At 37.7% G+C, this 26,097-nt stretch carries 20 protein-coding genes and 1 pseudogene; 15 read left to right on the forward strand and 6 right to left on the reverse strand.

Translation table 11 applies throughout. The features are described 5' to 3' along the window. Positions 1–9: 9 nt before the first annotated feature. Both A2J09_RS03485 and A2J09_RS03490 read right to left on the reverse strand, forming a co-directional pair. The gene (locus A2J09_RS03485) at positions 10–1,371 is read right to left on the reverse strand and encodes an aspartate aminotransferase family protein (RefSeq protein ID WP_036161186.1); all 1,362 of its coding nucleotides are present in this window, start codon (positions 1,369–1,371) and stop codon (positions 10–12) included. Between the two features lie 158 nt (positions 1,372–1,529). After that, positions 1,530–2,699 (reverse strand): PucR family transcriptional regulator, encoded by a 1,170-nt coding sequence (locus tag A2J09_RS03490; protein WP_012293681.1) that lies wholly within the window; start codon positions 2,697–2,699, stop codon positions 1,530–1,532. A 140-nt stretch (positions 2,700–2,839) separates the two neighbouring features. On the opposite strand from A2J09_RS03490, the gene A2J09_RS03495 reads away from it, so the two are divergent. From A2J09_RS03495 to A2J09_RS03520, 6 genes are all read left to right on the forward strand, one after another. Then, positions 2,840–4,084 carry a Zn-dependent hydrolase gene (locus A2J09_RS03495; protein WP_036161188.1) on the forward strand — a complete coding sequence of 415 codons (1,245 nt, stop codon included), beginning with the start codon at positions 2,840–2,842 and terminating at the stop codon, positions 4,082–4,084. 44 nt (positions 4,085–4,128) lie between these two features. After that, the gene (gene hydA, locus A2J09_RS03500; protein WP_012293683.1) at positions 4,129–5,532 is read left to right on the forward strand and encodes a dihydropyrimidinase; all 1,404 of its coding nucleotides are present in this window, start codon (positions 4,129–4,131) and stop codon (positions 5,530–5,532) included. Between the two features lie 99 nt (positions 5,533–5,631). Further along, on the forward strand, positions 5,632–6,999 hold the full coding sequence (locus A2J09_RS03505) for an NAD(P)-dependent oxidoreductase (protein WP_051563208.1): 1,368 nt from the start codon (positions 5,632–5,634) through the stop codon (positions 6,997–6,999). Positions 7,000–7,012: 13 nt separating this feature from the next. Then, positions 7,013–8,275 carry an NAD-dependent dihydropyrimidine dehydrogenase subunit PreA gene (gene preA, locus A2J09_RS03510; RefSeq protein ID WP_012293684.1) on the forward strand — a complete coding sequence of 421 codons (1,263 nt, stop codon included), beginning with the start codon at positions 7,013–7,015 and terminating at the stop codon, positions 8,273–8,275. Between the two features lie 180 nt (positions 8,276–8,455). After that, positions 8,456–9,970: an NCS1 family transporter gene (locus A2J09_RS03515; RefSeq protein ID WP_036162646.1), complete on the forward strand. Its 1,515-nt coding sequence runs from the start codon at positions 8,456–8,458 to the stop codon at positions 9,968–9,970. A 45-nt stretch (positions 9,971–10,015) separates the two neighbouring features. Continuing rightward, positions 10,016–10,222: a hypothetical protein gene (locus A2J09_RS03520; RefSeq protein WP_012293686.1), complete on the forward strand. Its 207-nt coding sequence runs from the start codon at positions 10,016–10,018 to the stop codon at positions 10,220–10,222. Positions 10,223–10,358: 136 nt separating this feature from the next. On the opposite strand, the gene A2J09_RS03525 is transcribed toward A2J09_RS03520, so the two are convergent. Continuing rightward, positions 10,359–11,750, reverse strand: coding sequence for a branched-chain amino acid transporter BcaP (locus A2J09_RS03525; protein ID WP_036161191.1), 1,392 nt, complete (start codon positions 11,748–11,750; stop codon positions 10,359–10,361). 268 nt (positions 11,751–12,018) lie between these two features. Here A2J09_RS03525 and A2J09_RS03530 point away from each other — a divergent pair, with 268 nt between their 5' ends. The 4 genes from A2J09_RS03530 to A2J09_RS03545 all read left to right on the forward strand — a co-directional run bounded on the left by A2J09_RS03530 (position 12,019) and on the right by A2J09_RS03545 (position 17,150). Then, complete coding sequence (locus tag A2J09_RS03530; RefSeq protein WP_012293688.1) at positions 12,019–13,392, forward strand: amino acid permease; 1,374 nt, start codon at positions 12,019–12,021, stop codon at positions 13,390–13,392. Between the two features lie 149 nt (positions 13,393–13,541). Next, a complete protein-coding gene (locus A2J09_RS03535; protein ID WP_012293689.1) occupies positions 13,542–14,951 on the forward strand; it encodes a spore germination protein in 1,410 nt (469 codons plus the stop codon). Positions 14,952–14,961: 10 nt separating this feature from the next. Next, a complete protein-coding gene (locus A2J09_RS03540) occupies positions 14,962–16,041 on the forward strand; it encodes a GerAB/ArcD/ProY family transporter (protein ID WP_227256870.1) in 1,080 nt (359 codons plus the stop codon). After that, complete coding sequence (locus tag A2J09_RS03545) at positions 16,038–17,150, forward strand: Ger(x)C family spore germination protein (protein WP_012293691.1); 1,113 nt, start codon at positions 16,038–16,040, stop codon at positions 17,148–17,150. Before A2J09_RS03540 ends, A2J09_RS03545 begins: the two co-directional genes overlap by 4 nt. Positions 17,151–17,194: 44 nt before the next feature. On the opposite strand, the gene pgeF is transcribed toward A2J09_RS03545, so the two are convergent. Beyond that, complete coding sequence (gene pgeF, locus A2J09_RS03550) at positions 17,195–17,956, reverse strand: peptidoglycan editing factor PgeF (protein ID WP_012293692.1); 762 nt, start codon at positions 17,954–17,956, stop codon at positions 17,195–17,197. Positions 17,957–18,125: 169 nt separating this feature from the next. On the opposite strand from pgeF, the gene A2J09_RS03555 reads away from it, so the two are divergent. Beyond that, positions 18,126–18,752, forward strand: a complete 627-nt coding sequence (locus A2J09_RS03555) for a transmembrane-type terpene cyclase (RefSeq protein ID WP_031418021.1) — start codon at positions 18,126–18,128, stop codon at positions 18,750–18,752. Positions 18,753–18,983: 231 nt separating this feature from the next. Next, on the forward strand, positions 18,984–19,592 hold the full coding sequence (gene safA / locus A2J09_RS03560; RefSeq protein WP_031418022.1) for a SafA/ExsA family spore coat assembly protein: 609 nt from the start codon (positions 18,984–18,986) through the stop codon (positions 19,590–19,592). A gap of 495 nt (positions 19,593–20,087) precedes the next feature. Here the strand turns inward: safA and A2J09_RS03565 are convergent, their stop codons facing one another. Continuing rightward, positions 20,088–21,068, reverse strand: coding sequence for a hypothetical protein (locus tag A2J09_RS03565; protein ID WP_012293695.1), 981 nt, complete (start codon positions 21,066–21,068; stop codon positions 20,088–20,090). A gap of 1,176 nt (positions 21,069–22,244) precedes the next feature. Between A2J09_RS03565 and A2J09_RS03570 the strand changes: the two are divergent. Beyond that, positions 22,245–23,183, forward strand: a pseudogene (locus A2J09_RS03570) (beta-propeller fold lactonase family protein); the annotation flags it as partial. Between the two features lie 398 nt (positions 23,184–23,581). After that, positions 23,582–24,577, forward strand: a complete 996-nt coding sequence (locus A2J09_RS03575; protein ID WP_036162649.1) for a VanW family protein — start codon at positions 23,582–23,584, stop codon at positions 24,575–24,577. A 301-nt stretch (positions 24,578–24,878) separates the two neighbouring features. On the opposite strand, the gene A2J09_RS23295 is transcribed toward A2J09_RS03575, so the two are convergent. Continuing rightward, entirely contained in the window at positions 24,879–25,088 is a 210-nt protein-coding gene (locus A2J09_RS23295) for a hypothetical protein (protein ID WP_139015325.1), read from the reverse strand. Positions 25,089–25,785: 697 nt separating this feature from the next. Here A2J09_RS23295 and A2J09_RS03585 point away from each other — a divergent pair. Further along, a complete protein-coding gene (locus tag A2J09_RS03585) occupies positions 25,786–26,061 on the forward strand; it encodes a geobacillin-26 family protein (protein ID WP_258858676.1) in 276 nt (91 codons plus the stop codon). The last annotated feature ends 36 nt before the right edge of the window (positions 26,062–26,097 follow it).

Consider the following 26,097-nt stretch of genomic DNA (forward strand, 5'->3'; position numbering starts at 1 on the left):
GCTGTCCTCCTACAATTTTATAGAATGTAAGGCTTGAGTGAATTTTTCCACAAGGAAGTCGATCTCCTCTGAGGAGACAATTAGTGGAGGAGAAAGCGTTAAAACATTATTGTAACCTGCCACAGTTACACCGTTTTTTCCAATAATTAGCCCATGTTCTTTACAGTGCGCAATGACTTTATTAACAAGTGTGACATCTAGTGGAATTTTGCTCTTTTTGTCTTGTACAAGCTCTATACCTATCAAAAGTCCTTTTCCACGAATATCCCCAACAAACGGGTTCTCCTTTAATTCCTCTCGTAAAGTTTTCAGGAGAGTATCACCTAACGTAGCCGAATAGTTAAATAAATTTTCCTCTTCCATAATTTCAATGTTTTTCAATGCCACGGCACAAGCGGCTGGCGAGCCACCAAATGTGTTAACATGGCGGAAGAAATCGTAATCGTCATTCCCTGCAAAAGCCTCATAAATTTCACGTCGAACAGCAGTAGCAGATAGTGGCATATAAGCGCTTGTTAAGCCCTTTGCCATTGTCACAATATCAGGCTGGACACCATAGTTTTGGAAACCAAAAGCTTTACCCGTACGCCCAAAGCCACAAATCACTTCATCCACAATTAATAATGCACCATGTTTTTCACAAACTGCTTGCACCCCTTGTAAGTAATTCTCATGGGGCATGATCACACCGCCGCCCGTTATGATAGGCTCCATGATGACAGCAGCAATGGACTCTGACATTTCCCATGTCATCACATGGTCGATCGCTTGCACAGATGGCAATGCACATGGATCCTTACTTTGAATATGGTCTTCATTGGCGCGATATGAGTCAGGTGGCGTGACATGGATAAAACCAGGTGCTAATGGCTCATATTTGTATTTTCGCTGAGCTTGTCCAGTTGCCGCTAAGGCTCCCATCGAGCTACCATGATAGGCACGATAGCGGGAAATAATCTTCGTTCGATTGAGCTGTCCTTTTTGTTGGTGATATTGTCGAGCAATTTTGAAGGCAGCTTCATTTGCTTCAGAGCCACTGTTCGAGAAAAAGACGACATAATCATCTCCTAAAAGCTCACTAATCTTTTCACTTAATTGAATAGCTGGGATATGTCCGACAGATAACGGTGTATACGTATTTTCTAGTAATTGATCATAGGCAACTTTAGCAATTGCCTCTCGACCATAGCCAACATTTACACACCATAAGCCCGCCATAGCATCTAAATAGCGTTTTCCTTCTATATCGGTAATCCATGCGCCCTTAGAAGATTGGACAATCAACGTTGCTTTAGGGTTATATGGCTTCATGGCGTGCCAAACAAATTGTTCGTCTTTGACTTGCCAATTCGGTCTTGTTACATTGGTCACTACACTCACTCCTTCTATACAGGTAATGGCTGAGCATGCATACGTTTTGAGTCTAATGTGGACAACAAAAATGCAAAGTCGACCCCATTTGTACTTTATATGTATGCCTTAAGTGTTTTAGAAGGAATATTTTATGAAAGAAAAGTCGGATATTTAATCTATTGATGTGTTAATACGTCCTCAATTAAAAAGGCAATATATAGATTGGTCTTTGTAAAGGGATTACTTAAGTCCATATCTAATAGCCATTCAATTTTTTTTATTTTATAAAGAACGGTGTTGCGATGAATAAACTGTCGTTCACTAATCCTACTTGTACTGCCATTTTCCTCAAGAAAGATGCGTAAAAATGGCACATAATCTGTGTTGTGCACATCATCATAGTGATAAAGTTGACCTAGTATATCGTGGCTGAAGGATTTCATGAGTGATTGATTTTGCACAGCCATAATAATTTTATAGGCACCTATTTCCTTATATTTGTATAAAAAACGATTGTTGTGGAGCTGAGCTAAATGAATGACCGTTAATGATTCATCATAACTTTTACGGACATTTTCAAGCTCTTTATGGTAGTTTCCTTTTCCAATAATAATATCCAAGTAACCATTTTTTAACGTGATTTTTTCATAGATTTCTTCAACGATTTTTGAGAAGGGTATATTCGGTGTATTGATCTGTGTTTTATCAATTAAAAAGATGAGGTAGTTTTTATGTTTTAATTTTAAGAAGCGTTGATAGTGATTTTGAAAAGCGAACTGCACCAAGACCTCATATCGATCGATGGAGGCTTGAGTGCCGACCGTTGTACAAGTAATGATGGCTAATTCTCTCCCTTGGGGAAAACCTAGCTGTGCTAGTTGATCTTTCATTGCATTAGCGTTTTGTTTGTAATGGAATAATAAATTGAACAGAACCTTTTCTTCGATGGATAGCTCCTGATGGTGGTTGGCAATAAACTGAAAGGTCGTTTTTAATAGATCAGCTATTCTATAATTCCATGGCATTTGAAAAATAGGGAAATCATTTTGATTGGCAAAAGAGATGACAGCTTCTGGAATATCAGGAATGAATGGACCTGTATTAATAATAAAACCAGCTACTTTTTTAGCGTAGGCTTGTTTCACAAGTTGTTCTAATGAATCTTCGTCTGCATCTAAATTAATACCAGTTGTGACGACTAATTCATTGGGTCTACAAAACATGATTAAATCATTGCTTTCAACAACATTAATACCCGTAACTCTTCGATACGTACCACTATGTCCAGCGACTAATGTGAGCATTGGGAATTGAACTCCCTCCACAATTTTACGAATCGTCCCCATATTTCCCCCCCTTAATTATGAACATAACTTACCATATATGATGTGCAGTTGCACATATTTTTTTAGTTTTCTATCCATATCTCTCAAATTATATCTATTTTAAAATGTTTAATAACTACTGTGAAAGAGAGGACTTGCATATGTATAAATGTAATAGTAGACGATTGCAAGAGTTAATTGAACAATTTAGTCAATTTGGGGCTACTGATAAGGGTGGCGTCACACGTTTGTCTCTTTCGGATGAGGATGTATTAGCAAGAAACTATTTTTGTGAGTGTTGCGAAGCTTTAGGTATGGACATTCATGTGGATGATATGGGAAATATTTATGCGACTCTTCCTGGGAAAAAGGATATGCCACCAATCGTGATGGGTTCTCATTTAGATTCGGTGGAAAAGGGCGGAAAATTCGATGGTGTATTAGGCGTCTTAACAGCTATTGAGGCCATTCGAACTATCAAGGAAAATGAAATTGAAGTAGATATTCCGCTTATGATTGTCAATTTCACGAATGAAGAAGGGGCTCGTTTTGACCCAGCAATGATGAGCTCAGGGGTTATCACCTCAAAATTTGACAAAGAAAAGATGCTACAATCCACAGATAAAAATGGTGTTCGTTTCCATGAAGCGTTACAAGCGAGTGGATATGAGGGAGAGCAAGGCAATCGTCTGAAGGAAGCCCTCGCTTATATCGAATTGCATATTGAGCAAGGGCCAGTGTTAGAAGCCAAACAACGAGAAATTGGAGTTGTAGAAGGTGTGCTTGGTATGGTTTGCTACGAAATTACAATTACAGGGCAATCGAATCATGCTGGTACGACACCAATGGCAATGCGGAAAGACCCTATGATTGTTGCATCAACGATTATAACTGAATTACATGAGCAGCTAGGAAAGATTGATGAGCAATTAGTGTTTACATTTGGTCGTATGAACGTGGTTCCTAATATTCACACAGTCATCCCTAATAGGGTGACATTTACGATTGATTCACGTCATCAATATCCTGAGGTGATGGAACAGGTTGAGGATATTCTTAATGCGCTACCAGAAACCGCAGGAGGGTGTAATATCCACCCTGTAAAGCTGTGGGGGAGAGAAACCGTACATTTTGATGGAGCCATTTGTAATGAAATAGAAAGAGCCTGCCAGAGCTTCGGTTATACTGCTCATCGCATGTTTAGTGGGGCAGGGCATGATGCCCAGTATATGGCAAGTATGGTTCCGTCGGCCATGATTTTTGTTCCAAGTATTCAGGGGAAGAGTCATTGTGAGGAAGAGGAAACAACCTTTGAGGATTGTGCAAAGGGAGCAGATATTTTACTAGAAACGGTTCTAACGCTACAAACAAAATTTAGTATGGGCGAAACTTATACATTGCATTAAACATGAAGTATTCTCGAATTTTGTGATGAAGGGTGAGGGGCACAGTGAAAAAAATTATTAAAGGTGGAAGAGTAGCTACTGCTGCGGATGCATTTGAGGCAGATATTTTAATTGATAATGGAAAAATTGTGCAAATCGGACGGAATTTAAGTGAGGATGGCGCTGAAACCATTGATGCAACTGGTAAATATGTATTGCCAGGGGGGATTGATCCTCATACACATTTAGATATGCCATTTAATAATACGGTAACAGATGATGATTGGAAGTCTGGTACGATTGCGGCGGCTTTTGGTGGGACAACTACTATTTTAGATTTCTGTCTAACAGCTGGTGAAGAAAAATTATCAGCAGCTATAGAAAAGTGGCATGACAAGGCCAAGGGAAAGTCTGCTATTGATTATGGATTTCATTTAATGATTGGCGATTTAACGCCTGAAACCGAAGCCGAATTACCTCAAATTTTAGAGCAAGAAGGAATTACCTCTGTCAAAGTCTTTATGGCCTATGCTAAAGAATTCCAAGCCTCAGATCGAACACTCTTTAAGGCGTTTAAAATTGCCAAAGACCTTGGAGCGTTGGTGATGGTCCATTGTGAAAATGGCTCTGTGATTGATGAGCTTGTTGAGGAAGCAAGACGTGCAGGTCATAAGGAGCCGATTTATCATGCTTTAACTCGTCCGGCCGAATTAGAGGGAGAGGCAACAAAACGTGCCATCGAGTTAGCACACATTGCTGGAGCAAAGCTATATGTAGTGCATGTAACATGTAAAGAGGCGGTGGATGAAATTATTACCGCTCGTGAAAAGGGCTATGACGTCTATGGTGAAACATGTCCACCCTATTTAACACTCGATCAATCAGCTCTTGCACAGCCAGGCTTTGAAGGAGCTAAGTATGTTTGGTCACCACCCCTTCGTCCAAAATATCATCAAGAACATTTATGGAATGCCCTGAAGGCGAAACAGCTTCAGACAATTGGCTCTGACCAATGCTCCTTTAGCTTTAAGGGGAAAAAACAATTAGGCCTAAATGATTTCTCAAAAATCCCAAATGGTGGACCTTTCATTGAGGATCGTTTCAGTATTTTATATTCTGAAGGTGTTGCAAAAGGTAGAATTACGATTCATGAATTTGTTGATATGATTTCTACAAGTGCTGCAAAAATATTTGGTTTATTCCCTCAAAAGGGAACAATCGCCATTGGCTCTGATGCAGATATTGTTATTTTTGATCCAGAGGCAAAACGCCAAATTTCGGCTAAAACACACCATATGAACGTCGACTATAACCCATATGAAGGATGGGAAGTGACTGGCGAGCCTATTAGTGTGCTAGTACGTGGCGAGTATGTCATTAAAAATAAAGAATTTGTTGGTGTACTAGGTAGCGGACAATATATTAAACGTCCATTAAAAGCAGTAGCTGCGGAAGCCTTGAAGATCTAGCTTCCTGCCGTTTAGAACCGATTGTTTTGGCTGGAGAACAAAACAATCGGTCTAGTAATTGGGTGCACGGAAAAAATGAACACATGAGGGGGATGTGGAATGGTTCCGATTCAAGAAAATGCGATGACCGTACAGCTAAAACGTAATTTTGTGGAATTAAAAAACAAGATGACAAAGAATGAGGCTATTGAGGAAGCCAATCGTTGTCTCTATTGCTATGACGCACCATGTATTAAAGCGTGTCCGACAAGTATTCAAATCCCAAATTTTATAAAAAAAATCGCATCTGGTAATATGAAGGGTTCTGCTACGACTATATTAGAAGCAAATCCTATTGGTGCTAGCTGTGCAAGGGTTTGTCCAACAGAAGAACTATGCGAAGGAGTGTGTGTTTTAAACTCTTCAACAAAGCCAATCAAAATTGGGGAGTTACAGCGGTATGCAACAGATTGGGCAATGGATACGAATGTCCAGCTATTTAAACAGGGGCAAAGTAATGGACAGAAGGTAGCCATTATTGGAGCAGGCCCTGCTGGTTTATCGGCAGCCAGAGAACTCAGCCGTTTCGGTTATCAAGTAACCATCTATGAGACCGAAGCGAAGGCAGGTGGCTTAGGGAGTTATGGGATTGTAGCTTTCCGATTACCAAACGATGTTGTAGATTGGGAAGTGGAGCAAATAGAACAGCTTGGAGTGGATATTCAAACAAATACGACGGTTGGTGTCGACATTACTGCGGATGAAATTTTGGCAGAATATGACCATGTTATTTTAGCTGTTGGTATGGGGGCTGTTCCAAATCTAGGCATTGAGGGTGAAGATTTAGAGGGTGTCCACGATGCTATTGAGTTTGTCAGAAAAACAAAAATGGGACCGCTTACAAATGATATCGTAGGAAAACGTGTAGCTGTTATTGGTGCAGGAAATACAGCCATTGACGGTGCTACAAGTGCGGTGCGTTTAGGTGCAGACAATGTCCAAATACTTTATCGAAGAACGCAAAAGGAAATGACTGCCTATAAATTTGAGTATGAATTTGCTAAGCAGGATGGTGTGGAATTTAAATGGCTCACAGCACCAAAGAAAATTATTGGTAATGAGGCTGGTAGGGTGACAGGCATTGAATGCGTGAAAATGAAGCTTGGGGAGCCAGGACCTGATGGTCGACAAAGACCAGAGGAAGTGCAGGGCTCTAATTTTATCCTTGAAGTGGATGCTGTTATTAAAGCTATTGGGCAAACCCGTTTTGTTTCATTAATTGAAGCATTCGGTTTAGCGCATACAAATGGGGTTGTTGATATAAATGAGACAACGATGCAAACGTCTAATGACAAAGTATTTGCATGTGGAGACGTTGTCTTTGGCAATGGACAGGGAGAGGCGATGGTGGTGACTGCTGTACAGCAAGGAAAAGATGCAGCATACAAGATTCATGAACGTTTAAGAAAACCAAGTGAGATTGCATAAGGGGGGAACTTACATGGCAGACTTACGCATTAACTTAGCAGGCATCCAATCGCCGAATCCATTTTGGTTGGCATCCGCACCACCTACGAATTCAGGTTATCAAGTACAACGCGCATTTGAAGCTGGTTGGGGTGGTGCCGTGTGGAAAACATTGGGGGAGCCCATTTTAAATGTATCTTCACGTTTTGCGGCTGTTAGCTATAACGGTCAACGTGTAGCGGGCTTCAATAATATTGAATTGATTACGGATCGACCGTTAGAAGTGAATTTACAAGAAATATATGAGACAAAAAAGAAATTTCCTCATCACGCGATTATAGCCTCTTTAATGGTGGAGCCAAAGCAAGAAAAGTGGCATGAAATCGTAAAACGTGTAGAAGATGTGGGGGTTGATGGTCTTGAGCTTAACTTTGGTTGTCCACATGGGATGGCAGAGCGAGGGATGGGCTCTGCCTCTGGTCAAGTCCCTGAACTGGTGGAAAAGCAAACATACTGGGTAAAGGAAGCAGCACGTACACCGGTCATTGTGAAATTAACACCAAATATTACGGATATTACAGTTACGGCAGAAGCGGCTACTAGAGGTGGAGCAGATGCCGTAAGTATGATAAACACGATAAATAGTTTAGCAGGTGTAGATTTAGATACTTGGAATACAGTTCCTCATGTTGCTGGTAAAGGAGCACATGGTGGCTATTGTGGCCCAGCTGTAAAGCCAATTGCCCTTAATATGGTGGCAGAATGTGCTCGCAATCCATTAGTCAATGTACCGATTTCGGGCATTGGCGGAATTTCTAATTGGCAGGATGCCGCAGAATTTATTTTAATGGGTGCTACAGGCGTTCAAGTTTGTACAGCAGCGATGCACCATGGCTTTAGTATTGTGGAGGATATGATTGATGGGTTGAACAATTATTTAGACGATAAAGGTTTAGCTTCCGTCATGGATTTAGTAGGTCGCTCCGTTTCAAGATATTCAAACTGGGGTGATTTAGACTTAAATTATAAAATTGTCGCAGAAATTAATAATGATGTTTGTATAAATTGTAACAAGTGTCATATTGCTTGCGAGGATACATCACATCAATGTATTGATCTTTATACTGAAAATGGACGTCCATTGCTAAAGGTTCGTGAAGAAGACTGTGTAGGTTGTAATTTATGCTCTATTGTTTGTCCAGTGGATGGTGCAATTTCTATGGTTGAACGAAAATCAACCGTTCCACCAATGACATGGAATGAACGCCAAACGCTCATTAGTAGTCTCTCAAAATAAAGACTTTTCATCTTTATTCAGTAGTAGACATTTATAGGGGGAAGCTCTAGCCTTTCGAACACCAACTGAATGAAGATAATGAAGAAAATCGAAATTCCACCTTCCTTCATTAATTGGCGATGGAGGAAGGAAAAACTTCAAGTAGTTGTCACGGAAATTAAAAAAAAGGAGAGAAACTTTATGGAACGTGACGGGAATTATTTAAAATCCCCAGATTTACTTCCAGTGACACATCAACAAAGAAATATTGGAACATTTGGTTTTGCGGTGATTTGGATAGGAATGGCGATTGTTTTAGCGGCTTTTGCAATCGGCGGTTCAGCAATTACCAATTTATCCTTACCAATGGTTATTTTAGCTACGTTGGTAGGTTCCTGTTTGATCGGTATCTTTATGACGTTAATTGGTGATATAGGTATTGAGCATGGATTATCATTCCCTGTTTATATGCGTGCACCATTCGGCACATTTGGAACTCATATTCCTTCACTTGTAAGGGGCATAACAGCCGCATGTTGGTTTGGTCTTAATACGTATTTTGGAGCATTAGCCATAAACGGCATTTTAAATTTATTGTTTGATTTTGATAATTGGTTTATTTGTTTCCTTGTATTTGCGGCGCTTCAACTCTTTAATACCTCATTAGGCATTAAGTCTATTGAGCGCTTCGCTGATTTAGCAGCGCCTGTCATTATTTTGATTTCTTGCTGGATGTATTACACATTGGCGGATCATGCCACATCACAAGGGAAAAATATTTGGACGTGGGTGGAAACGCCAACAACGGGCTTTGCCGCCTTTACAGCTTTTATGGTAGTGGTCATGGCAAACATGGGCTTTTGGTCAACGCTGGCAGCAGATATGCCATCATTATCTCGTTTTTTTAAAGCACCTAAAAATGAACGGAATTGGTTCAAGCGGAATAAAACACAGCTTGTAGGCTCCTTGATTGTTATGCCAATAACGAACACATTTATTGTCACAATTGGTGCAGTTTGTTATATGGCAGTAGCATCTGCTGATCCCATCAATGCTTTACAACAAAGTGCAAGTGGTTTTATTTTAGGTATCCTTTTGCTGATGATTGTGTTGGCACAATGGTCAACGAATACATCTGCTAATGTTGTGCCGGCTGCTACTATTTTCTCGAATATTGGTGGTCCAAAAGTACCGTTTTGGGTAGGGGTTGTTATTGCGGGGATTATTGGTATTCTTGCACAGCCCTGGAGTTTATTTAATGTGATGGTCAATGTTCTATTGATTATAGGTGGAATATTAACAGCGATTGTAGGGATTTTATTTGCGGATTATTATCTCATTCGCAAACGACGTGTACATGTCAAAGAACTGTATGAATTAGATGGGCAATTTAAATACTATAAAGGTTTTAATTTCGCTGGGTTAGTGGCCTGGGTAATCGGAGGTGCCGTTGCCAATATTTTTTCCGCTTATTCTTCTTTAGTAGGGTTTTTTGTAGGTGCAATTGTCTATTATGTGTTAGCAAAGTATTGGTGGTTTAAAAAGTATCCTCAAGCTGAGCTAGAAGATCCAAGTGATGCGAAGTATTTAGGTATTACGGTCGGACATAATTTGGATGAACTATTTGGTCAACAAGTCCCTGCGTTGACAGACCAAGAGGAAGAAGAGCTTGTGGAGCAACCGGACCCTCTGTTAGAAATAAAAGGTGCCGAATAAGTGAGACTACATCAAGACATTTTCAAAAGAAGGTGAGGTGATGGCATGTCTGAATTCCAACAAAGCACAGAGGAAATCGAAAAAGTAGATCATTATTTAGATAGTGGCTTTAAAATCAAATATGTCTACGAAAATTTAAGTGGGATGTTTGTAGAATTCGCTCGTCAGGAAGAAGTGACATTACTACAAATTCTAACGGCAGATGCACGAAAGTATTTCACAGCAAAATTACAGGAACAAACCCTATTATAATAACAAAGTAGCCTCTATTTCATTGGCCGATGGTGGAATAGAGGTTTTTATGTTTGCGGGTTTGCTATGCAACAACAGTAAGCCTTTATGGGAAGGCAAAAAGGTGTCTCTAAGAATTTGTAAGAGACACCTTTTTTTATTGTTTATTCATTTCGCTATTCTTTCGACCATAAGCCAAATAAACAATCAAGCCGATGATGAACCAAATACCACATGCAATCCATGTAAGAATAGAAAGCTGTGAAATTAAAAAGAGACATAATAAAAATGATAAAATCGGTAGTACTGGGAAAAATGGTACTTTAAAGCCTCCAGAAGGAATATTTTTATTTTTTCGTAAATACACCACACCGATGGATACAATGGTAAACGCCACTAATGTACCCATATTGACTAATTCAGCAAGCTTAGAAAGTGGCACAAAACCTGCACAAAAAGCTACTAGTAATGCAAATATCCATGTGTTTTTGACAGGAGTTTTAAATTTGGGACTTAGCTCAGCCATGCTTTTGGGCAGTAAACCATCACGGCCTAAGGCATATAAGAGTCGCGTTCCTCCATAAGACATAACTAATATAACGGTCATCATTCCTACTACGGCACCAAGGGAGATAATTCCCGCAATCCAATCTTGGTGGACAAGCTGCATCACATAGCTAACGGGGTCACTTACATTTAAGGCATGATAGGGAACAATCCCCGTTAATACCATTGATACGGCAACATAAAGCACGGTACAAATGAGTAAAGAGCCGATAATGCCAATGGGCATGTTCCGTTGGGGATTTTTTACTTCCTCAGCAGCCGAAGATACCGCATCAAAACCTAAATAAGCAAAAAATACAAGTGCCGCCCCACTGAAGACGCCGCTTATGCCAAATGGTAGAAAGGGCTCCCAATTAGTAGGCTTTACATAAAATACCCCTACGCCAATAAATAGTAAGATGACAGCTACCTTCAAGAAAACCATCCAGGAATTGAATCGAGTGGATTCTTTAATACCAAGCGTTAATAAAAATGCCGTAGCAAAAATAATAAAGATTGCTGGTACATTTATATATGTGCCAGCAGCAGGATTAAAGGCTCCTGAAATTGCTTGAGGTAGAACGATATGAAAGCCGGCAAGAAGTGAGTTTAAGTAAGATGACCATCCTGTCGCAACAGCAGCTACAGCCAATCCATATTCCAAAAGCAAAGCCCATCCTACTAACCACGCGACAATTTCGCCAAAGACAATATAGCCATACGTATAGGCGCTTCCAGTTACGGGGACACTTGATGCAAATTCGGAATAACACATGCCTGCAAAAGCACAAACAATGGCGGCAATAATAAAGGAAAAAACGATCCCAGGTCCCGCATGCGTTGCTGCCACCGTTCCGGGCAAGATGAAAATACCCGTGCCCACGATGGCACCAACTCCTAATAATAGAAGATCAAAGGCACCTAACGTTTTCTTTAGTTGAATAGTCCCTTCGTTTTGTAATAGTTCCTCGATTTCCTTTTTTCTAAATAATAGTTTACTCACAGTTACTCCTCTTTTTCTTAGAAATATGTGAAAATATTATACTTTTTTGATAATTGGGTCAATCTTTTTGCCGAAATAAAGCGAAAAAACTAAAATATTTAGAAATTTTAGAATAGGAATATTGGAAGCTGTTCAGTATGCCAAATCTATCAAAAAAACATTATTTTTTGTTTTTCCTAAAAATACAATTGTCTTTTTAAGAAAAATTGATTATGATTTTAAAGTATATTCAACGTAGATAGAACAACAGGAAAAGAGGCGTTATGGAGTGGCCAACAAAGAATTACAAAGAGGATTAGAGGCACGTCACATCCAAATGATCGCGCTTGGCGGTACGATTGGTGTGGGCTTATTTATGGGTTCGGCAAGTGCCATTCAATGGACAGGACCTTCTGTACTCCTTGCCTATGGAATTGCAGGTATTTTTATATTTTTCATTATGAGAGCAATGGGTGAGATGCTTTATATGGAGCCAAGTACAGGCTCTTTTGCAACATTTGGCTATAAATATATACACCCTCTAGCAGGCTATTTAACGGCATGGAGCAACTGGTTCCAATGGGTAATTGTTGGTATGTCAGAAATTATAGCTGTGGGAACATATATGCAGTATTGGTATCCTGATTTACCAGCATGGATACCGGGTCTCATTGCGATGATCATATTAGGTGTGGCAAACTTTATCTCGGTTAAATCTTTTGGTGAATTTGAATTTTGGTTCGCCATGATTAAAATCGTAACGATTATTTTAATGATTGTAGCAGGCGTTGGCCTGATTTTCTTTGGCTTTGGTAATGATGGTATTGCGATTGGCTTATCGAATCTATGGAGTCATGGTGGCTTCTTTACTGGCGGCTGGACAGGCTTCTTCTTTGCATTATCGTTAGTAGTCGCAGCATATCAAGGGGTAGAGCTTATTGGGATTACAGCAGGGGAAGCAAAAAATCCACAAAAGACAATTACGAATGCCATTCAAAGTATTATTTGGCGTATTTTAATTTTCTATATCGGAGCCATCTTTGTCATTGTGACAGTGTATCCGTGGGATGAATTGGGTACGATCGGTAGTCCTTTTGTTGCGACATTTGCCAAGGTAGGTATTACTGCGGCGGCAGGTATTATTAATTTTGTCGTTATTACAGCTGCTATGTCTGGCTGTAATAGTGGTATTTATAGTGCAGGACGTATGTTATATACTCTTGCGATGAATGGACAAGCACCTAAATTTTTCGCGAAGCTTTCCAAAAATGGAGTACCTTTATTTGGTACAGCTGGCGTGTTAATTGGTTTAGTGGTTGGTGTCATTTTAAGCTATATTGCACCACAGAATTTATTCGTCTATGTGTATAGTGCAAGTGTTTTACCCGGTATGATACCATGGTTTATTATATTAATTAGTCAAATGAAATTTAGAAAAGTGAAAGGTGAACAATTAGCGAATCACCCTTTCAAAATGCCATTAGCGCCTATTACGAATTACTTAACGATTATCTTTTTAATCATGGTACTGGTTGGCATGTGGATTAATGACGATACGCGTATTTCTCTAATTGTAGGAATTATTTTTTTAATAATAGTAACAATTAGTTATTATGCATTTGGTATTGGCAAAAATCGATACAGTACAGATCAAGGTAAATAGCAAAAAAGATGTTTCTCTTAAAATAAGAGGAGCATCTTTTTTTTGTCTATTTTTGCTAGCATATTTTTTACATAAATGTTCGTAAACGTGCCAAACTATAAAAAACTCTATGTGAACTGGTATTCGTCGGAATAAAGGGGTTGAACGGAATGAACGAAATGCCTGAACAGCTTGTTGCTAAATTAAAGAAGGAAATTAATGATGTAGATGATGTAAAACTAAATATGATTGCTACAGAAGAAGGGGATGTTACCCTTATCTATTTTTCCTCTCTTATAGAAAAAATGACCTTACAAACAATGGTATCTATTCCGTTAACCAATAATATGAAACAAATTCATCAAATGGCTCAATATGTGGACCCTAAGGACATACAAGAAGTTATCAAAAAACTGAATTCTGGGCAAACACTGCTGTTTTTTCATGAAACCAATGCGCTATTAAGTATGGATACGTATAGTGCTCCTACAAGGGCCATTACGAATACTGAAACGGAATCAACCGTTATAGGGCCTCAGGATGCATTTACAGAATCTTTGGAGACCAACATTTCTCTAGTGAGAAGACGAATTCAAAGTGCTCAGCTAAAAAATGAAAATCGTATTGTTGGTTCAGAGGCTAATATTAAAATTTCCATTATGTATATGGACAATATTGTGAATCATAAAAACTTGGATGATCTTAGAAATCGTATTGATCAGGTGGTATTTCCTTTATTTACGGATATATCGGTGTTGAAGCAATTAATTGAGGATAATCCATTATCACCATTTCCTCAATATTATATGACGGTACGCCCCGATAGTATTTGTCGCTACCTTATTGACGGCCGAATTGTCATGTTTATGGATAATAGCCAATTAGCAATTGTCTGTCCGACCTCTTTTTTTGAAATGTTCGTGTCGATTGAGGATTATTATAACCGATGGACAACAGCCTCTTTACTTAGAATGCTACGCTTCTTTGGTTTTTTCTTAACGATTATGATTACGCCCATGTATATTTCTGCCTTAACCTTCCATCCAGAAATATTGCCATATGAGCTTTTATTAAATCTTCAAGAATCAAGAAGTAAAGTTCCTTTTCCACCTCTCATTGAAGTGTTATTTATCGAACTTATTGTAGAGGTATTACGGGAAGCCGGTTCTCGAATGCCTGCCAAAGTCGGACAAACAATCGGTATCGTAGGCGGTATTGTCATAGGGACTGCGGCTGTGCAGGCAGGGCTACTTAGTAATATTCTTATTGTGTTGGTGGCCACTTCTGCACTATTATCTTTCCTACCACCGATTTTCTTGATGAGTAATGCTAGCCGATTTGTGCGATATATTTTCATTTTATCGGCTGGGTTATTTGGTCTATTTGGGCAAATGCTTGCCTTTGCTTGGTTAATTCATCATTTACTAAGTTTAAAATCATTAGGAACTCATTATATGACGCCAGGTATACCGAGAAATCCAACCGATTTGTTAGATAATGTCATCAGATTTCCTATCAACTATTTAACGAAAAAATCCGGCATTTCAAGGGCTCAGAAAAAAACGACAGAGGAGAAATGAGGTAAAAGACTTGAGCGCAGCTAACGTAAAGATGTTAAATCGCTATCACGTCATTTTTTTGGCCCAGAGCATTATGGTAGGGACCGGCATACTATCATTGCCACAAAAATTAAGTGCTATGGGCTATACCGAGTGGTTTATGCCCGTATTATTCGGTATTATCGCTACCTTAACTCTTTGGCCGATGATTTGGCTTTGCTCTAAATACCCGAATGAACATTTATTTCGTATCAATGAAATTCTTTTCGGGAAAGTCTTAGGGAAAAGCCTTAATCTCTTGTTTGTCATTCAATTTATTATCTTTAGTGCAGGAATTATTAGCAACTATATGCATCTCATACAAAGTACAGCGTTACAAGAGCAAACCATCACATTGCCTGTGCTGTGTTTCTTACTGTTGCTGATATATATTGTAAGTGGTGGTATCAAATCTATTGCCAGATTTTGCATGATGAGTTTTTTTATTACAATCGGCATGATATATTTTACACAGTGGGCTATTGAAAAAGGGGAGGTAAGTCATTTACTCCCTTTATTCAATTTTAGTGGGCTAGATTTCTTTAATGCATTTAAAGAAGGGTATTTATCAGTCCTTGGCTATGAATTAATTATGTTTTACTTTCCATATATAATCGATCAAAAAAAAGCCTTTCGTCATTCATTGATTGGTATTTGGATTAGTATTCTCCTTTGTTTTTTCACGACAGTAGTAAGCGTCATCTATTATTCTGAATGGCAGTTGAAAAACGTAGAGTTTTCCGTTTTAAATTTATTTAAAGCCGGCGAACTTACCTTTGTGGAACGAATCGATATTATTGGTATAACGTTATGGGTATTTTTTATATTATCCACGGCCACTGCCTATGTGTGGTGTGCCAAATTAGGCGTGGATACGTTGTTTAAAAAGAAAAATAGTTATCAATTATATGTGATTGCCGCTATCATTTTTTTGATTATTAGAATGCCATTTTCTCGAGAATTCCAAGAGAAACTTTTTACAGCAAGTAATTATATTGGGTATATGCTAATTATTTGGCCAATCTTCTTAAGCATGATTTATATAGTTCGAAAAAAGAAGGTGCAACAATGAATAGAAAGCTTCTACTAAGCATCACACTTGCGCTTTTATTATTATTAGCTGGTTGTTCAAGAAAAGAGTTGAAGGTACCTTTAGAGGATATTGGTATGGTTGGGATAATGGCTTTCGACTATATGGATGAAGATCAAATGAAATTAACGGTCGCTATTCCTCAATATTCCCCAGAGGCACAACAAAAAACACAAATTTTTTCGGTGTCTACAGATCTTGTATCGAATGGCATCGTAGAAATCGAAAAGCTTTCGGATAAAAAAATTGTCTTTAACCAATTACGAGTTGTGCTGGTTAATGAAGATTTTGCACGAAAAGGTGAGATACAAAATGTCATTCAGCATCTATACAGGAATGCTGAGGTAGGCAATAAAGTCCTCATTGCTATTGTGAAGGACAAAGCAGAAGCCATTATAAAGGGAAATTACCCGGATAAACCAAACATTAATATTTACATTAATGATTTATTGGAACCCAGTATAAATACAGCATTTAATCCGAATACGAATATTCATGATTTTATGTATACAATAACGAATCCTGTGACGGATACAATCATCCCATATCTTGAAAAACGCGATGATAAAATTGAAATTAAAGGTGTTGCTGTTTTTAAGGGGAACCATATGCATGAAGTGATTAAGCCTGAGGAAGCGTTGATTGTTCAAGCATTACTAGGAAGAAAAAGTCTCGCACCTCTCCATTTAGATCTACATGAGGGATATGGGGAGGAAAAATTGATGATTGATTTAATTGAGAGCTCTATTAAAATGCAAAGTAATAAGAATGTTGACTCACCAAAGCTCATCATTCGCCTAAAGATTAAAGGAACGTTAAGCGAATACAAAGGGTCGAGAGAATACGAGTTGAATACGATTGAAAGCATTAGTCGGTTAGAGAAGGATGTAAATAAGCAGCTAGAAGAGGATATTACCAAGTTTTTAGATAAACTAAAAAATATGGATGTCGATCCTAGTGGGCTAAGTGAAAAATTTAGAATGTACTATCATGGCAAGTGGACGACCAAAAAAACGAGGGAAGTCATTAGCAAATTACAAACAGAGGTACATGTTGAGACGTCGATTATTAGTACTGGTACGTTAAAATAAGCAGGACAATCCTTATGCTGAAGTGGATTGTCCTTTTCGTTTGTTTAAGATTTTCGCATAATAAAGCTTAAATGTCTGCCTGCCTGTTTGTCCTGACGATAGGAGAAGCCATCAGGGCTAAGGAATGTACAAGTGGCATCAACTTGGATTTGCTCAGATGGAATACCAGCAAGTTCACATTGCTTTTTCACAGTTTTTTGATTATCAATATGATATTTCTGCGTTGCTGCATTAAAATACATAAAATCGTCTGCATAACCAAGACTGCGGAACTTCTCATACACATCAGCATCTACCTCGAATTTTTGCTGGCTTAAAGCCATACCGATTTGAACGTGAAAATCCTCAGGTCGGCATTGTTCTTGTTCCAACAAATGCTGGAACAGTTTAGGTGTAATTTCTTTGGTAGTACCTTGCCAGCCTGAATGAATGACGCCCACTAAACCATTGACAGCATTATAAAAAATCACAGGAACGCAATCGGCTGTAAAACTGCATAATAATAAATTAGGCTCAAACGTATAAAGAGCATCCGTGTTTTTCACTGCTGTATCCATTTGCTCAGCGCCACGTCCTTTATCGGCAAATGTTACTCGATGAAAGTTGGCGCTATGTGTTTGCTCCGTACAAATAAAATCTTGCAGATTGCAGTTCAAAGTTGTGGCTAATTGTTGACGATTGTCAATGACATCATGGATATTATCGCAAGTATGCAAAGCCATATTATTATGCTCTAATTCCATTGGATCCTTTAAGGTAGTTCCAGCGATAAATTGATCATTATCTACATATATTTTTGATTTCATTCAATCACCCCGCTTTACTATATAAGATTCCACTATGAATGTATAGGTTCCACTCCCTTGAATATTTGTTACTACTTTCCCTTACCCTACTAGCGAACTTTTAGACATAATGAATAGATTTCTTCACATATAGTATGGGGAATCCTATGTGGAAGGAGAGAATAAAAAGATGCCTCAACTAGATATTTTATTAATTTGTCAATTAGGCATGGGTCTTTTCTGGATCATTACATATATTTTAGTTATTTATAAAGGATGGAAGGATAAAAAATACGGTATGCCTATGGTTGCTATTTGTGCCAATATTGCATGGGAATTTATCTTTACATTTCTTTACCCACAAAATGACCTTCAACGATTGATTACGCTCACATGGCTCGTTTTAGATGTCGTGATACTGATGCAATTTTTACGATTTGCGCCACCCGAATATCGAAGAATTCTCTCTAAAAAATTATTGTATGCCTCTTTTTTAGTCACTTTAATGTTCAGCATGTTGATGATTTTTGGGATTATTCATCAATTTCAGGATTATGAAGGGAAGTATGCAGCATTTTTGCAAAATCTCATGATGTCTGGGTTATTTATCGGATTATTATTACGAAGAGGGAATTTAGATGGTCAATCTATGGGCATTGCAGTCTGTAAGATGATTGGAACTTTGTTTGCTGCGATTGGCTTTTATCTCTATTTCCGTACACCGTTCATGACCATTATTTCTATGGCTACTCTTTTTTATGACTGTCTCTATATTTTACTAATTTACAAAATGAAGAGGAAATTATCGACGAAGTAGTGATTATTAGGTAACTATTGGTGGTTTATATAATTGGTAATATTTGTTGATTACAATGATATTGCAACTTGATGACAAGGTGCATCTTCATAAAGGTTGTTAAAAAGGGATTCGTCAAATTTTGTAGTTCATCTGTCATGTATTTGTAAAAATCCTTCCAAATATTTTGTGATGATTATTGCTCTGAAACTATTTACGATATTAGAAGAGCAAACAGGAAGGATGATAGACATGTTGAAAAAAATAAAAAAAGCAGCACTTGCTTCAGTTATTGCAGCTTCATTATTACTACCAGTGGGGGCAATGGCGGCTGAATCCTATACAGTCTCATCTGGTGACACTCTTTGGAAAATCGCTTTGAAAACGGAAACAGGAGTACAAGAATTAATTGATGCAAACCCACAACTTGCCAATCCAAATCAAATTTATCCTGGTCAAAAAATAATGGTCCCTGTAAAGGAACAAGCAAGCGTTGAACAAGAGGTCGTTAAACGGGTTAATGCGGAACGTGCGAAAGCAGGTCTTTCGGCATTACAAGACGATTGGGAGTTATCAAGAGTAGCTAAATACAAGTCGCAGGATATGCATGATAAAAATTATTTTGACCATACAAGCCCAACGTATGGTACGCCATTTACGATGATGAAAAACTTCGGTATTTCTTATCAATCAGCTGGTGAAAATATCGCCAAGGGTCAACGCTCGGCACAGGAAGTCGTTACAGCATGGATGAACAGTGAAGGTCACCGTGCTAATATTCTCAGCAAAAACTATACACATATCGGTATAGGGTATGTAGCGGATGGCAACTACTGGACGCAAATGTTTATACAAAAATAAATTTATTTACTATGTAAAAATAACACATAATTCACATTTGGAAATAAACTAGCTATGTGCAGTGTATCCGTAGTTTGTACTGTATATTGGTCTATCAAGTTGTACGTTTTTAAAAAAGAAGTATATAAAAGGAAGTATGTTGAGATAAGAGGTCCCTAACAATAATGCTACAATAAATCGTTACTGCTTCCTTTTTTATTGTTATGTAAAGTCAAAATGTATGAACATGTACAAAGCTTTGGCCTATAGTGGTATTTGAATGTTAAATTCCCCCTTTTACCTTCTGCACAAGGTAGAGGGGGGATTTGTATGGTTTGATATTTTGGAAAAAATGATCATTCTGTATAAATATAAAAAGGTTGTCAGAGAACTGATTTAAAGCTTTATTCAAGTAGCCATAGTTTGAAAAATATTGTGCTCCAACTAAATAAAAATCTAACAATAGACTATTGTACTTGATTTACTGTGTTGCCATGCCAGCTATAACAGATTAATTTATTTTTCTCTAGTGACCAATATATTGAAAACCACTGGCAAATCGGTATATCTTCTTCTTAACGTAGTTTCTTCATAAGTTCTATAAGAGAAACCAGAACTATCATGGGAAACAATGTCTACGCCAGTCCCAGTCACTGGTTCATTTGTATTTCCGAAGCCTGGGTGACAATGGCAGCAACCAGATTGAGAGGCTTCCACTTCAAATACTCTAATATTGCTACCGCTATATGGGTCGGTAAAGACGAAAGTGACATTCAGTTCAGGTTTAAACTCCACAATAAATAATCCTGGATAGCATGGATCTTTTCGTACAGTAAAGGCATACTCATTACTGTTTTGTAACTTGGTTCCAAATTGAATATTTCCTTCTCTATCGATCAATCCCGAAATAGTGTCAGCTACTTTTTCACCAAAGGACCTTTCCTGAAAAAAAATAGTTCCGTTCATGGGTTCTTCAATAATCTGGATTACAGGTGGTTTGCCTGCTGAATCCACAGCCCCAAATGGTTGATTAAACGTAATTGTATAGTAGCCAGTCCCTTTGCGGTGAGATACTCTGAATCCTTCTCCTGAATAGATTGTTCCATCCGCTCTGATGACCCCAGTAATCGTTCTTGGTTTTGGAATTATTGTTGGAAAATCAAGTCCAAACACACTGAAAGAAACAGCTTGATCGACTGGATTATCCCCCTGGGTTACAGTGTAAACTAACGTCGATTCATTAAACACCCTGATATTTACCCTTATTTGCTCACACTGGGCTTGACAGCATACATAGCAAGAACTGCAACAGCTTTTACATTGGTTACAGGACTTTTCATGGCATGGAGCAACTTTGTTACAACCTGCATTTTTACAACTACAATGGCGTTGACCTTCATCTCTACGCCTGCATGGACATTGATTCTCTTCCTTTCTTCTACAATTACATTGACAACCTTTCATTTGTCCAAAATGATTCTCTTCAAACTGACTCATTTACGAACTCCTCACATTAATTGAATTTCCCTTGAGATTTTACACAAGAGATACTCACATAGTATGCAAGTTTAGTAGATAAGGATTGTGCATTAACATAGATTACATGCTTCCGACACCTTGGGGTATAATAGGCAAAATAGAGGGGACAATGACGGTGCTTTTAAAGAACGTTACAATAGGTACTTTTAGGTTTTTTCTTGATATCACTAAAACACTAGGCTTTTTATATCACGGTTAGTGATATCAGTTGTAATGACTATATTTGTTAAGTCTAATCTTTATTGATTACATTGATAGTTAAGATATATCTTACAGTGTCATGGATAACGACTCATTGAATTTTGTGCTTATTCAACAAACTTGTCCGACTAATTATACATTTGGATTACTCTAGTAATGTAGAATTCCCTTATGTTTATATGGCTAGTACTTCCGTATTGAAAAAATTATTGTTCCGATGGTTTATGTAGCAGAGTGGATTTGATGCTAGTGTTAGGTATAGGCTTAAATTTGCTTCTTCTATATCAAGTTTTTAACGGGTAATAGAGTATATAAAAGATTTAAAGAAGTGGTTTGGAGTATTCTTCAAACTGCTAATGGGATTTTGCTATTAAAATCGGCGTTAATTAGTGCATTCTGGATGATTCAAATTATTATTAAGATGAATCCGAACGAATTAAAAAAATTACTATTAAGGTTACGTTTGATTTAGTAAATAAACAATTTAAGTAAATGTCGAGATATTTATACGGAAGATTTTTGCAGTATATACATTGTATTTTGGACGTTTTTTGGGATTCAGAGTGCGCCTATGGGTAATGGTAGTCTTTTTCATGCTTTTATAACTTACTATTCCGGTTGTTATTTAAACCTAGGGTGTAGAAGAATAAATAAAGTTGAACCATGTCTGACGAAGAATAACAGACGCCATCTTTATCCCCTCCATCGTAAAACTAGCGGACAATGTATTTAAAAGTAAAGCAACTAATTACAACTAGTTAGATTAGGTGAATGTACAAGAAACCTACTTCTGTGGGCATATAGTAGCCATATATGTCAGGGAGGTAGTTCAGCGTGAGAAAAGAACCGAAATTTTTGAGAATCAAGTTGAAATCAAATCCAGGTTGTCATTGCCATTGCTGCGGTTTTTGTTGCCCTTGTCGTTGTAATCACCCTTTTTTACCGGTACCACCAAGCTGTAACTATCTTGTCTATGTAACAGACGCTGGACAATTAGAAACTCCTGATAACAGAGTCTCAGTAATAGATACAGCAACCAATATGATAGTTGCCACCATTCCAGTAGGGACTGCTCCACTAGAAGTAGCGATTACACCAAATGGTGCGTTTGGGTATGTGCCAGCGCTTTTCTCGGATAATGTAACTGTATTTAATACAGCAACCAATACGGTAGTCACTACGATTCCTGTAGGAGATGAGCCTCTTGGTGTAGCGATTTCACCAAATGGAGCACTTGCCTATGTTTCAAACCATGGTCCAGCAGCTAATTCTGTATCCGTTATAGATACAGCAACTAATACTGTAACTGCCACTATTCCAGTAGGGCTCCAACCTCAAGGTATTGCTTTTACGCCGAATAGTGCATTTGCTTATGTGGCAAATGAAAATTCAGGGAATGTATCTGTTATAAATACAGCAACCAATATGGTAGTTGCTACTATCCCTGTTGGAATCCGCCCAAGATCCATTGTTTTCACACCGAGTGGGCAATTTGCGTATGTGACAAATGAAAATAGCAATAATGTATCTATCATTAATGTTGCAATCAATACAGTAGTGGGTACAATCCCTGTAGGAACCGGACCTGTAGGAGCAGCCATTACACCTGATGGTACATTTTTGTACGTCGTCAATAAAGGTAGTAATACTGTATCTGTCATCAGTACAGTGACCAATATGGTGATAGCTACAATCCCTGTTGGATCTTCACCTGACCAAGTAACGATCCTGCCGAATGGTACTTTTGCATATGTCACAAATCAAACTGACAATACAGTGTCTGTCATAGATATAGCTACCAATATGGTAGTGGATACAATCCCAGGGTTTAATGGACCGACTGGTATAGATACAGGGGTAATTTGTCTATAGGATGGAAAAAGCAAGTTATTTTCATTCACGATTATGTGCTTGTGACTTAATTGTTTCAAAAAACTGTAACTTTTTATACTCGTAGCGCTTCATTCCTTGGCAGGACGTGCCAGTTGAACCAAAATTGGGTTAAGAACTGGAAAGAATACGTTATGAAAAATTTACACATAATCGAAGAGCGTAAAATGGGGGTAGCGGTCGTTTACTTCTAACTATTGGTGCCATGCTACCCTAGTGTTACATAACTTATCAACTGTAATCCTCAATCGTAAACAAATCCTGATTGTGAGTGAAGTTTTATATGAACAGAACAAATAAATATCTACAAAAGCCACACACTATAGGCAATATATGAATAAGATGTCTCTGTAGTATGACCATAGAGGTAGGTGTTTGTGTTGAAAAAAAAGTGGGTTTCCGCGTTCTGTGTTTTATGTATAGTTGGACTTGTAGGTTGCCAAAAAAATTCGAACAATGACCCAAGGATAGAGGAAGAAAATCAACAAGTAAAACAGCAAATCGAAGAATTGAAAAAAACAGTTACCTATGAGCAAGTGCCACAAAAGGAATCGGCTCTTATAGAGATTGTAGATCCTAAGACAAAGAAGATTATTGAAACTATTTCACCGAAGGATAGTGGCTATGAGACAGAGCTGCAAGCCTATCAGCGGAATATTGAGCAGTTAGCAAAGGAACTAGCAAGAGGGACTAGTGAGAAGGAAGGCTATGACCAGCGCATGATACTCGATCGATTGGATGAAGCAGGAAAGGTTATTAAGGGAAGGCCGCAAATGATTTTAAAGGAAAGTGAATTAGTGGAGAAAATTCTAGAAGCCTCTGCTACTGGTGGTCAAGTGGAGGTACCTCTTTATTTGACTCAAAGTGGCTATTCATTAGAGGACATTCCTTATTTAGAAGAGGTCGTTGTGGCATCCTATACGACGTATTTTAATAGCGCTGACGTAGGAAGAAATAAAAATATTGAGCTTTCTGCGGAGGCTATTAATAATGTCATCGTTGGTAGTGGGGACCATTTTTCATTTAATACGATGGTCGGACCTCGAGATGAAGCAAATGGCTATCAGCCTGCACCAGAAATTATTAATAAAAAAGTGGTTATGGGCATTGGTGGGGGCGTTTGTCAAACTTCTTCAACCCTGTTTAATGCAGTGGATCAACTACGAGTTAAATATGTAGAACGTCACCATCATTCCTTGGATATAGGATATGTGCCAAAGGGAAGGGATGCGACTGTTTCCTATGGGAGCTTGGATTTTAGGTTTCAGAACACGAGTGATGTTCCTTTTTTAATTCAAACAACCTATGGAGAAAATTTTTTGACGATTGACATACGAACAGCTGAAAAATATGTAGAAATATTGACAAAGGAATAATGCTGTGAAAAGACACCATAGGACGTTGGTGTCTTTTTTAACTGGCATGATATAGTTAAAATTGGATATATAGTAAACATTAGGGAGAGAAATAGACAATGCATCAAAACTACTGGCTGTTATAGAAGCGATGGGCTTTATTGACACTGTATTCACCTCAAAACCTACATAGCTTCAATGTTCCCCCGAATTATATTTTCTTGTTTATTTTTTATCCTTTGTGCTGTTACAGCTGCTTCAATTTCTCCGATTGCCCAATGTGTTGAAGGTGAGTCTTTAAATGAAGGTGCTGTAATTCTATCTAGAGCTGGTCTTTCGAATAGTTGGTTGAGCACTTTTCTGCCTGTTCACGTGTTAACGTATCATTCAGATTAAACGTATTGGTACTTGTTCCCATAATTCCTATAGCAGTTACGTTTTCAATTGAAAGTTTAAACATCTGTAAATGTTTTGCCGTTGCCTGATGCCTGATGCCTGATGCCTGAAAATTTTGTTGTGTCTTTGTGTACATACAGTTTCAATACTGCCACTACACCTGCTATTTGTGCTCTTGTAATCGTCCCATTTGGATTAAATATTGTATCCCATTATAACGTTAAAACTGGATTAATGGCTGTGGTACCGATGCTGTTTCCACTTTAGACATATTAAGTTTTTTAATTATTAAGTTATAATGTATAAAAAGAGGATATAATTAACAAATGAGTATTATGGAGAGTAGGCAAATAAAGTACTTAAGAAGTATCGCTTTATTATCAAGATTTTAATAATAAATAGAATGGAGTGATATTGTAATGACATGGTTAACAATTGTTGGATTTTTTTTACTCTTTATAATATTTATAACTTGCGGTACTTACTTATTACTTAAAAATAAAAAGGAAAAAAATGTGCATAATAATATATTAGGTTTTATTTTTTTATTAGTAGGGATAATCCTATTAGTATTAAATTTATTATTTTTGCTCGATTAATAACTTGAAAATAATACCTAATACTATATATAAAAAAATATATGGTTAAATTCCAAATTTCGCTCCAATTCTTGCAAATGCTAAAGAAATGGAAAAGAACAACTTCCTAGCTACATCCAAACAAATAATTGATAATTCGGACTTCAATTCAGAATTAGGTATGGTTGATAAGGCAATTGAATACCTTGATAGCCTTCAAATAAATGTAATTGAAGATAATGAAAATTAGAGTCAATTGAAAATGGTAAACCGATGGTCGCAACATTTGATAAGAATTCTAATATTCTAACAACTCAAATTAAGGGCGATGATTCATCTAAATTAGTAATAGATTTGAATGAACTTGCAGCTTTAGAAGAGTCCATGAAAGAACAGACATCTGGTGATATTAGCACTTTCGCATCTTCGATGAAACAAAATATTTTCACAAACTATGAATATACTATTGAATTTACTTCACCTGAATCATGGCAATTACATAGACCGAATCCTGATAATCCAATAAATTGATAGTGAGGTCAATGACATAGCTGAACAAAGTGCAGA

Origin of the sequence: Lysinibacillus sphaericus (assembly GCF_001629735.1) — a bacterium.
Taxonomy (GTDB): Bacteria; Bacillota; Bacilli; order Bacillales_A; family Planococcaceae; genus Lysinibacillus; species Lysinibacillus pinottii.

Excerpts from the sequence above, each read along its gene's own strand:
- A2J09_RS03490 (WP_012293681.1), bottom strand. The coding sequence starts at position 2,699 with ATGGGGACGATTCGTAAAATTGTGGAGGGAGTTCAATTCCCAATGCTC.
- A2J09_RS03495 (WP_036161188.1), top strand. The coding sequence starts at position 2,840 with ATGTATAAATGTAATAGTAGACGATTGCAAGAGTTAATTGAACAATTT.
- A2J09_RS03505 (WP_051563208.1), top strand. The coding sequence starts at position 5,632 with ATGGTTCCGATTCAAGAAAATGCGATGACCGTACAGCTAAAACGTAAT.
- preA (WP_012293684.1), top strand. The coding sequence starts at position 7,013 with ATGGCAGACTTACGCATTAACTTAGCAGGCATCCAATCGCCGAATCCA.
- A2J09_RS03515 (WP_036162646.1), top strand. The coding sequence starts at position 8,456 with ATGGAACGTGACGGGAATTATTTAAAATCCCCAGATTTACTTCCAGTG.
- A2J09_RS03520 (WP_012293686.1), top strand. The coding sequence starts at position 10,016 with ATGTCTGAATTCCAACAAAGCACAGAGGAAATCGAAAAAGTAGATCAT.
- A2J09_RS03535 (WP_012293689.1), top strand. The coding sequence starts at position 13,542 with ATGAACGAAATGCCTGAACAGCTTGTTGCTAAATTAAAGAAGGAAATT.
- A2J09_RS03545 (WP_012293691.1), top strand. The coding sequence starts at position 16,038 with ATGAATAGAAAGCTTCTACTAAGCATCACACTTGCGCTTTTATTATTA.
- pgeF (WP_012293692.1), bottom strand. The coding sequence starts at position 17,956 with ATGAAATCAAAAATATATGTAGATAATGATCAATTTATCGCTGGAACT.
- A2J09_RS03555 (WP_031418021.1), top strand. The coding sequence starts at position 18,126 with ATGCCTCAACTAGATATTTTATTAATTTGTCAATTAGGCATGGGTCTT.
- safA (WP_031418022.1), top strand. The coding sequence starts at position 18,984 with ATGTTGAAAAAAATAAAAAAAGCAGCACTTGCTTCAGTTATTGCAGCT.
- A2J09_RS03565 (WP_012293695.1), bottom strand. The coding sequence starts at position 21,068 with ATGAGTCAGTTTGAAGAGAATCATTTTGGACAAATGAAAGGTTGTCAA.
- A2J09_RS23295 (WP_139015325.1), bottom strand. The coding sequence starts at position 25,088 with ATGTACACAAAGACACAACAAAATTTTCAGGCATCAGGCATCAGGCAT.